The sequence below is a fragment of the Pseudomonas sp. 18.1.10 genome (assembly GCF_024655625.1).
In the GTDB taxonomy this organism is placed as follows: Bacteria; Pseudomonadota; Gammaproteobacteria; order Pseudomonadales; family Pseudomonadaceae; genus Aquipseudomonas.
In genome coordinates this window covers 1-9,845 of sequence record NZ_JANLGL010000200.1, presented here as the reverse complement: position 1 = coordinate 9,845, position 9,845 = coordinate 1, and the positions used below count along the sequence as shown (strand labels likewise).

8 protein-coding genes are annotated in these 9,845 nt (G+C 61.8%); 7 read left to right on the top strand and 1 reads right to left on the bottom strand.

What is annotated here, in order from left to right:
• Positions 1-422 precede the first annotated feature (422 nt).
• The 7 genes from NUV89_RS24100 (at position 423) to NUV89_RS24070 (ending at position 8,296) form a co-directional block, all read left to right on the top strand.
• The gene (locus NUV89_RS24100; RefSeq protein WP_177325359.1) at positions 423-2,456 is read left to right on the top strand and encodes an ABC transporter permease subunit; all 2,034 of its coding nucleotides are present in this window, start codon (positions 423-425) and stop codon (positions 2,454-2,456) included.
• A 15-nt stretch (positions 2,457-2,471) separates the two neighbouring features.
• The gene (pstA, locus tag NUV89_RS24095) at positions 2,472-4,142 is read left to right on the top strand and encodes a phosphate ABC transporter permease PstA (protein WP_017738994.1); all 1,671 of its coding nucleotides are present in this window, start codon (positions 2,472-2,474) and stop codon (positions 4,140-4,142) included.
• A gap of 140 nt (positions 4,143-4,282) precedes the next feature.
• Complete coding sequence (gene pstB / locus NUV89_RS24090) at positions 4,283-5,116, top strand: phosphate ABC transporter ATP-binding protein PstB (protein ID WP_017738993.1); 834 nt, start codon at positions 4,283-4,285, stop codon at positions 5,114-5,116.
• Positions 5,117-5,186: 70 nt separating this feature from the next.
• Positions 5,187-5,948: a phosphate signaling complex protein PhoU gene (phoU, locus tag NUV89_RS24085; protein WP_017738992.1), complete on the top strand. Its 762-nt coding sequence runs from the start codon at positions 5,187-5,189 to the stop codon at positions 5,946-5,948.
• Between the two features lie 168 nt (positions 5,949-6,116).
• Positions 6,117-7,025, top strand: a complete 909-nt coding sequence (locus NUV89_RS24080; RefSeq protein WP_017738991.1) for a response regulator — start codon at positions 6,117-6,119, stop codon at positions 7,023-7,025.
• Between the two features lie 254 nt (positions 7,026-7,279).
• Positions 7,280-7,570 carry a helix-turn-helix domain-containing protein gene (locus tag NUV89_RS24075; RefSeq protein WP_257783294.1) on the top strand — a complete coding sequence of 97 codons (291 nt, stop codon included), beginning with the start codon at positions 7,280-7,282 and terminating at the stop codon, positions 7,568-7,570.
• A 63-nt stretch (positions 7,571-7,633) separates the two neighbouring features.
• A complete protein-coding gene (locus NUV89_RS24070) occupies positions 7,634-8,296 on the top strand; it encodes a M23 family metallopeptidase (RefSeq protein WP_257783293.1) in 663 nt (220 codons plus the stop codon).
• Positions 8,297-8,299: 3 nt separating this feature from the next.
• Here the strand turns inward: NUV89_RS24070 and NUV89_RS24065 are convergent, their stop codons facing one another.
• Entirely contained in the window at positions 8,300-9,640 is a 1,341-nt protein-coding gene (locus NUV89_RS24065) for a hemolysin family protein (protein ID WP_017738989.1), read from the bottom strand.
• Between the last annotated feature and the right edge of the window lie 205 nt (positions 9,641-9,845).

Genomic DNA, 9,845 nt, shown 5'->3' with positions numbered 1-9,845 from the left:
GTCGCCACTGTGTTGAATGACACGCCGCCTTCGCGAGCAAGCCCGCTCCCACACAAGCAACCCGGCTACACCTCCTAATTTTTAGTCCGCTGCCAGCTCTGCTACGCGGCGGATTTCTTGCGTCACTGCATTGTCATCTTTCTGTCATACAGGATCGCTAGGGTGTGCGCATGAATGATCTGGCCAATTCCACCATGACGACGACTTCTCCTCCCAAGCGCATTGATTTCAATACGCCTGAGCTGCAACGCAAGCGCCGCATTCGCGCGCTCAAAGATCGCCTGACCCGCTGGTATGTATTGATCGGCGGCCTCGCCGTCCTCGGTGCGATCACGCTGATCTTCTTCTTCCTCGCCTACGTGGTTGCGCCGCTGTTCCAAGGCGCCTCGCTGACCAAGGAAGACGCACTGACCCCGGCCTGGATCCAGGACGCCGGCAAGCCGTTGATGATCTCGCTCGAAGAGCAGAACCAGGTCGCCATGCGCGTTTCCGACAAGGGCCAGGCGCTGTTCTTCAATGTGGACACCGGCGCCGAGCTCAAGCGTGTTGACCTGCCGTTGCCGGCCGGTAGCCAAGTCGTCTCCATCGGTGAAGACCAGCCCGGCAGCCCGCTGGTGATCCTGGGCTTGTCCAATGGCCAGTCCATGGTGTTCCGCCACACCTATAAGGTGTCCTACCCGGACGGCAAGAAAACCATTTCGCCTGCGATCGAATACCCCTACGGCGAAACACCGATCGTCCTTGATGACGCCGGTCGCCCGCTGGAGCACGTCGCGCTCAACGCTACGGATTCCACACTGGTGGTCGCCGGCTCCGCAGGTTCGCACCTGAACGTGCTGTCCCTGAGCCGCGAAGAAAACATGATGACCGGCGAAGTCACCAGCGAGCAGAAGCGTATCGAACTGCCGCAAATGACCGAGCCGGTGAAGGCGATCTTCATCGACCCGCGCCAGCAATGGTTGTACGTGATTAACGGCCGCGCCCTGGCCGATGTGTTCAACCTACGGGACAAGAGCCTCAACGGTCGATACAAATTGTTGGAAAGTGGCGATGCCGAAATCACCGCCAGCACCCAATTGGTGGGCGGTATCTCGCTGATCGTCGGTAACTCCAAGGGCGGCCTGGCCCAGTGGTTCATGGCCCGCGACCCGGATGGCGAGCAGCACCTCAAGCAGATCCGCACCTTCCAGATGGGCACCGCGCCGATCGTTGAAATCACCGCCGAAGAACGTCGCAAAGGCTTCACCGCCCTCGACGCCTCCGGCAAGTTCGGCGTGTTCCACAGCACCGCCCACCGCACCCTGCTGGTGGACCCGGTGGTCGATGGCCAAGGCGTATTCGGCCTGTCGCCACGGGCCAACCGCGTGATCGTGGAAGCCGGCGGCAAGCTGCAACCGCTGCTGCTCGACAACCCGCACCCGGAAGTCTCGTGGAGTGCGTTGTGGAGCAAGGTTTGGTACGAAAACTACGACGAGCCTAAATACGTCTGGCAATCGACCGCCGCCAACACCGACTTCGAACCCAAGATGAGCCTGGCGCCACTGACCTTCGGTACGCTGAAGGCGGCGTTCTACGCCATGCTGCTGGCCGCACCACTGGCCGTTGCCGCGGCCATCTACACCGCTTACTTCATGGCCCCGAGCCTGCGCCGCAAGGTCAAGCCGGTGATCGAGCTGATGGAAGCGATGCCGACGGTGATCCTCGGCTTCTTCGCCGGCCTGTTCCTGGCGCCGTATGTCGAAGGGCATCTGCCGGGGATTTTCAGCCTGTTGATGCTGTTGCCGATTGGCATCCTGGTGGCCGGGTTCATCTTCAGCCGCTTGCCTGAGTCGATCCGCCTGCGCGTTCCCGATGGCTGGGAAAGTGCGATCCTGATCCCGGTGATCCTGTTTGTGGGCTGGCTCTCGCTGTACATGAGCCCGTACCTGGAAACCTGGTTCTTCGGCGGCGACATGCGCATGTGGATCTCCCACGACCTGGGCATCACCTACGACCAGCGCAACGCCCTGGTAGTCGGCCTGGCCATGGGTTTTGCGGTGATCCCGAACATCTACTCCATCGCCGAAGACGCCGTGTTCAGCGTGCCGCGCGGCCTGACCCTGGGCTCGCTGGCCCTGGGCGCCACGCCGTGGCAGACCATGACCCGCGTGGTGATCCTGACCGCCAGCCCGGGCATTTTCTCGGCCCTGATGATCGGCATGGGCCGCGCCGTCGGCGAGACCATGATCGTGCTGATGGCCACCGGCAACACCCCGGTGATGGAGATGAACCTGTTCGAAGGCCTGCGCACCCTGGCGGCCAACGTCGCGGTGGAGATGCCTGAGTCGGAGGTGGGCGGTAGTCACTACCGTGTGCTGTTCCTCTCGGCGCTGGTGCTGCTGCTGTTCACCTTCATCATGAACACCCTCGCCGAGCTGATCCGTCAGCGTCTGCGCAAGAAATACTCGTCGCTTTAAGAAAGGTAGAAGTCTGTGAAACAGAACTCCCTGAATGGATGGTTCAAGAGCGGCGCCCCAGGCGTCTGGATCAGCGGTGGCGCGGTGTCCATCGCGGTCATCATGACCATTGGTTTGCTGGCTGTGATTGCCGTACGTGGCCTCGGCCACTTCTGGCCGGCCGACCTGATCCAGGCCAACTACAGCGTGCCGGGCCAGGCAAACCATATCGTCATCGGCGAAGTGGTGCAGAAAGAAGAAGTGCCCCGCGAGCGCCTGAAAAGTGCGGGCCTGCCCGTGCCGGACCAAGGCCCGGAATTCATGACCCGCGAGCTGATCAAGGTCGGCAACCGGGACTTGAACGGCAACGACTTCACCTGGATCGTCGGCGAGTGGTTGAAGGACCAGACCAAGCCGGTCGAGCTGATGGCCATCGAGCGTCGCGAGTGGGGTAACTTCTACGGCACCCTGGTCAACGTCAAGCAGGATGGCAAGGTCATCGCCGAAGGCGAGGCCGCGTGGCCGGAGCTGCAAGCCCGCGTCGACCGTGTGAACAAGCTGGCTGCCCAGCTCAAGAGCCTGGAAAAAACCGATATCGGCGCGATCAACGCCGGTCTCGAACGCATCCGCCTGCACGGTCGCAAGCTGGAACTGGAAGGCAAGCTCGACGCTGCCGCCCAGGCCGACATGGATGCCGACCGCGCCGAGCTGAATGCCCGTTACCAGGACATCGAAGCGCGCTTGTCCGACCTGCACACCCAGTTCAACCGTGACGCGCTGACCGCCCGTGACGGCAACGGCAAGGAAGTGGAGATCGGCATCGGCAAAGTGGTGCACGCCTACCAGCCGAACGCCATGGGCACCTTTACCAAGATCGGCTTCTACTTCAGCAAGGTCTGGGAATTCTTGAGCGATGACCCACGGGAAGCCAACACCGAAGGCGGGATCTTCCCGGCCATCTTCGGCACCGTGATGATGACCCTAATCATGGCGATGATCGTGACCCCGTTCGGCGTACTGGCGGCGGTGTACCTGCGCGAATACGCCAAGCAGAACACCCTGACGCGCATCATCCGTATCGCCGTGAACAACCTGGCGGGTGTACCGGCCATCGTCTACGGCGTGTTCGGCCTGGGCTTCTTCGTGTATGTACTGGGGGGTTCGGTGGACCGCCTGTTCTTCGCCGAAGCCCTGCCGGCGCCGACCTTCGGTACGCCGGGCCTGCTCTGGGCCTCGCTGACCCTGGCGCTGCTGGCGGTGCCGGTGGTGATCGTGGCCACCGAAGAAGGCTTGGCGCGCATCCCGCGCACCGTGCGTGAAGGCTCCCTGGCACTGGGCGCGACCAAGGCGGAAACGCTGTGGAAGATCGTACTGCCCATGGCCAGCCCGGCGATGATGACCGGCATGATCCTCGCCGTGGCCCGCGCCGCCGGTGAAGTGGCGCCGCTGATGCTGGTAGGTGTAGTAAAACTGGCGCCGTCGCTGCCGCTGGATGGCAACTACCCGTACTTGCACCTGGACCAGAAGATCATGCACCTGGGCTTCCATATTTATGACGTCGGCTTCCAGAGCCCCAACGTCGAAGCGGCACGGCCATTGGTGTACGCCACCGCCTTGCTGCTGGTGCTGGTGATCGCCACGCTCAACTTGTCGGCAGTGTGGATTCGTAACCACCTGCGTGAAAAATACAAAGCGTTGGACAGCTGATCTGAATTGAACGCGGACTAAATGTGGGAGCGGGCTTGCTCGCGAATGCGGTGTCTCAGTAACACATAGGTCGACTGACCGGACGCCTTCGCGAGCAAGCCCGCTCCCACACAACGAATTGGTAGCACAGGGAGCATCCCATGCAACATGAAACCCACACCCACGGCATCAACATGTCGGCCCTGGGTCGCGACAAGCAGAGCCTGAGCCTGGCCCAGGAAACCGTGGCCATCGAAGTGCCGGGCCTGAGCCTGTACTACGGTGAAAAGCAGGCGCTGTTCGACGTCAGCATGAACATCCCCAAGCAGCGCGTGACCGCCTTCATCGGCCCGTCGGGCTGCGGCAAGTCCACGCTGCTGCGTACCTTCAACCGCATGAACGACCTGGTGGACGGCTGCCGCGTGGATGGCGCCATCAACCTCTACGGCACCAACATCTACCGCAAGGGCGAAGACGTGGCCGAGCTGCGTCGTCGTGTGGGCATGGTGTTCCAGAAGCCCAACCCGTTCCCCAAGACCATCTACGAAAACGTGGTCTACGGCCTGCGCATCCAGGGCATCAACAAGAAACGCATCCTCGACGAAGCCGTTGAGTGGGCCTTGAAAGGCGCGGCGCTGTGGGACGAAGTGAAAGACCGTCTGCACGACTCGGCCCTCGGCCTGTCCGGCGGCCAGCAACAACGTCTGGTGATTGCGCGCACCATCGCCGTGGAACCGGAAGTGCTGCTGCTCGACGAACCGTGCTCGGCCCTCGACCCGATCTCCACGCTGAAAGTCGAAGAGCTGATCTACGAGCTCAAATCCAAGTTCACCATCGTCATCGTGACCCACAACATGCAACAGGCGGCGCGGGTTTCCGACTACACCGCGTTCATGTACATGGGCAAGCTGGTGGAATTCGGTGATACCGATACTCTGTTCACCAATCCGGCGAAGAAGCAGACCGAAGACTACATCACCGGTCGCTACGGCTAGTCAGCCGTGGTTCTCATTGCACTGATGCTGCGGTTCTCCGCACCTTACCGGACGCTCCAAGGACGCCAACATGATTAGCAAAGAAGGCCTTACCCACCACATCTCCGCGCAGTTCAACGCCGAGCTTGAGGAAGTGCGCAGCCACCTCCTGGCGATGGGCGGTCTGGTGGAGAAGCAAGTCAACGACGCCGTGACCGCGCTGATCGAGGCCGACTCGGGCCTGGCCCAGCAAGTGCGTGAGATCGATGACCAGATCAACCAGATGGAACGCAATATCGACGAAGAATGCCTGCGCATTCTGGCCCGTCGCCAACCGGCGGCGTCCGACCTGCGTTTGATTATCAGCATCTCCAAGTCGGTGATCGACCTGGAGCGCATCGGTGACGAAGCCACCAAGATCGCCCGCCGTGCCATCCAGCTGTGCGAAGAAGGCGAAGCCCCGCGCGGCTACGTGGAAGTGCGCCACATCGGCGACCAGGTGCGCAACATGGTGCGCGACGCGCTGGACGCCTTTGCCCGTTTCGACGCCGAGCTGGCGTTGTCGGTGGCCCAGTACGACAAGATCATCGACCGCGAATATAAGACCGCGCTGCGTGAGCTGGCTACCTACATGATGGAAGACCCGCGCTCTATCTCGCGGGTGTTGAGCATCATCTGGGTGCTGCGTTCGCTGGAACGCATCGGCGACCACGCGCGCAATATCTCGGAGCTGGTGATCTACCTGGTGCGTGGCACCGACGTGCGGCACATGGGCCTCAAGCGCATGAAGGCTGAAGTTGAAGGCTCGGTCGATCAAATCCCTAATGTTCCGGGCGAAGCTGACGATAAGTAAGATTGCCCGAGAAATAAACGCCCGGCCTTTGGCCGGGCGTTTTCGTTTGTGGCCGCCGAATATTTTGCGCAGCGGAAGCAATAAAGTCCGACTGTGACTACCGAGTTTTGGCAAAATGCCACCAGTCAGGCGTCTTGCGTGCCGAAGTTTTTATAGGATGAAGGGTCGATGAGTAAAGTCAGTGTATTGGTGGTGGATGACGCCTCGTTTATCCGCGATCTGGTGAAGAAGTGCCTGCGTAACTACTTCCCCGGGATCAAGCTTGAAGACGCGGTGAACGGCAAAAAGGCCCAGGCCATCCTGATGCGCGAGACCTTCGACCTGGTGCTGTGCGACTGGGAAATGCCCGAGATGTCCGGCCTGGAACTGCTGACCTGGTGCCGTGAACAACCGCACCTCAAGGCCATGCCGTTTGTGATGGTGACCAGCCGTGGCGACAAGGAAAACGTGGTCCAGGCGATCCAGGCCGGGGTTTCCGGTTACGTCAGCAAGCCGTTCACCAACGAGCAACTGCTGAACAAGGTCAAGCAGGCCCTGCACAAGATCGGCCGCCTCGACGCCCTGGTCGCCAGTGCGCCGACCAAGATGAACTCGGCTTTTGGCAACGACTCCCTGAGCGCCCTGACCGGCGGCAAGGCCGAGACCGTACGTGCCGCCCCGGTTGCCGCCGCAGCCCCTGCGCCCAGCAAAGGCCTGCTCAACAGCCCACCGGTACAAGCCCCCGCCGCCGCGCCAGCGGGCGGCCGTGGCCAGGGTCAACTGCGCCTGTCCAGCGGCACCCAGCAATGCGTGATAAAGGGCTTGAGCATCAAGGAAGCGCTGCTGGTGGTGCGTCGCGGTGAAGTCCTGCCCCAGGTACTGGAAAGCGCCGTGCTCGACCTGGAACAAGGCGACAACGCCGAAGTCGCACGCCTCAACGGCTACCTGCACGCCGTCGTCGCCCACGAGCCCAAGCCCGACAGCGACTGGCTGCAACTGACCTTCCGGTTTATCGACCAGGACGCGCAGAAGCTCGACTACATCTCTCGCCTGATCGCCCGTGGTACTGCGCAGAAGCATTTTGTGCCGGGTGCGTAACCTTTAGCTTTAGCGCAGCACTTGTGGCGAGGGAGCTTGCTCCCGTTGGGCTGCGCAGCAGCCCCTTACATTGCAACAGCGTTCCTCCTGAAGGCTTACGGTATTTTTCTTAGGGCCGCTTCGCGCCCCAACGGGAGCAAGCTCCCTCGCCACGGGTATAGGTTGCCCGATTCGGCCGCTGGTCCAATTTTCTTGCGGTATATCTGTTTCGATATAGAGTTGTTCCCCAGCGCTACTATGGTTGGAGATTCCGCATGAAAGCCCCGCTCTCCCGTTTCACCTGCGTATGGGATGCCTTGGAAGATACGCCCCAGCAGGCCGCCAATATGCGGCTGCGTTCAAAATTGCTCTTGGAGCTGTGCCAGACCATTCGTAGCTGGGAGCTTTCTCAAAAAGATGCGGCACACAGATTGGGCATCAGCCAGCCCCGTCTTAACGACGTCCTCACCGGCAAGATCGACAAGCTCTCTCTGGATGCCTTGGTCAATCTGTCGGCAGCAGCCCAGATGAAGGTGGATATTTGTTTCACCGGGCTCCCTGCCTGAGGTTCACTCAGCTTTGTCATGATCCCTTGCTAGCCTGCCGTTTCACCCCGGCAGGTTCACACCATGCTCATGCGCCTCTTACTGTGCTGCGGGCTGGCCACGGTTGCCATGTCGGCCCAGGCCATGACCGTCTACAAATCCATCGATGCCAACGGCAACGTGTTCTACAGCGACCGGCACACCCCCGGCGCGCAGGCGTTCGTGATCCAGGAGCGCAAGCCCGCGCGGCCGCTGCTCGACAGGCCGGCGCCGGTTTATCCACAACAAGCCTACCGCTACCCGCTGCCCTGGCGCGGTGGTCCGTTTCGCCTGAGCCAAGGGCCCAACGGCAGTTTCAGCCACACCGACAGCAAAAGCCGCTACGCCATGGACATCGCCATGCCCGAGGGCACGCCGATCATTGCGGCGCGCAGCGGTGTGGTAGTGAAAACCGAGAACGCGCAGGCTGGGCGCGGCAGTGATGCATCGGGGAATTTTGTGCGGGTGCGCCATGATGACGGCAGCGAGGGCGTGTACCTGCACCTCAAGCAAGGGTCGGTCAGCGTGCGCGTAGGGCAGCGTGTGGCGGTGGGCAGCCCGCTGGCGCTGTCGGGCAATACCGGCAACAGCAGCGGGCCACACTTGCATTTCGTGGTGCAGCGCGCCACCGAGGCGGGGCTGGTGTCGATCCCGTATGAGTTCAACCAGCCGGTGGGCGCCTTGCCCAACTTTGCGTTGGGCAATTGAAGGTCAGTCCAGCAGCAGGACCTTGGCCAAGACGATCTTCGGCCCTTTCATCTTCTTGATGATGATCCGCAAGCCTTCAACTTCCAGCACTTCCTCTTCTTCCGGCACCCGCTTGAGGGTGTCGTAGATCAGGCCGGCCAGGGTTTCCGCTTCGATGTGGTCCAGGTCCACGCCCAGCAGGCGTTCCACCTTGAACAGCGGCGTGTCGCCACGCACCAGCAGCTTGCCCGGCTGATAGGCGAGGATGCCGCGTTCGGCCTTGCGGTGTTCGTCCTGGATGTCGCCCACCAGCACTTCCAGCACGTCTTCCATGGTCAGGTAGCCGATGATCTTGCCGTCGGCTTCTTCCACCAGGGCGAAGTGCGCGCCGCCTTTGCGGAACTGCTCCAGCAGCTGCGACAACGGCATGTGCCGCGACACGCGCTCCAGCGGGCGGGTCAGTTCGGCCAGGTTGAACGACTCGGGGATGTGGTCCAGGGCTGCCAGTTCCAGCAGCAGGTCCTTGATGTGCAATAGGCCGACGAACTCGTTGCGCACCGCGTCATACACCGGGTAGCGGCTGAATTTGTGGCGGCGGAACAGCGCGAGGATTTCCTTGAGCGGGGCGTTGAAGTCCAGGGTCACAAGGTCTTCGCGGGAGTTGGCCCAGTCGACCACTTCCAGCTCGCCCATTTCCACGGCCGAGGCCAGTACGCGCATGCCTTGGTCGCTCGGGTCCTGGCCACGGCTGGAGTGCAGGATCAGCTTGAGCTCTTCGCGGCTGTAATGGTGCTCATGGTGCGGGCCAGGCTCGCCTTGGCCCGCGATCCGCAGGATGGCATTGGCGCTGGCGTTGAGCAGGTAGATCGCCGGGTACATGGCCCAGTAGAACAGATACAGCGGCACCGCCGTCCACAGCGACAGCAGCTCGGGCTTGCGGATGGCCCAGGACTTGGGCGCCAGCTCACCGACCACGATGTGCAGGTAGGAAATCACGAAGAACGCGGCAAAGAACGACACGCCCTTGATCACTTCCGGCGACTCGACGCCCACGGCGCCCAGCAACGGTTCGAGAATGTGCGCAAACGCCGGCTCACCGACCCAGCCCAGGCCCAGGGAGGCGAGGGTGATACCCAGCTGGCAGGCCGACAGGTAGGCGTCGAGCTGGCTGTGTACGGTGCGCAGGATCTGCCCGCGCCAGCCGTTGGTGTGGGCGATGGCCTCGACCCGCGTGGAGCGCAGTTTGACCATGGCAAACTCCGCCGCAACGAAGAAACCGTTGAGCAGTACCAGGACCAGTGCAAAAAGAATCATGCCGAAGTCGGCGAAGAGTGTGGCGAGGGTAATACCAGGGGAAGGGTCCATGATGGGGTTTTGCAGGTTCCGTGTGTTCAATTAAGGGGTGGCAGGTGAGCCGCAAAAGCGGGCGCAGGTCGGCCAATGTAGCGGCTGATGGGGCGCTTGCCTAGTCCGATACGTCGCAAATCCACTGTGGGAGCGGGCTTGTGTGGGAGCGGGCTTGCTCGCGAAGGCGGTTTGTCAGAAAAGGATGTGCTGACTGATACACCGC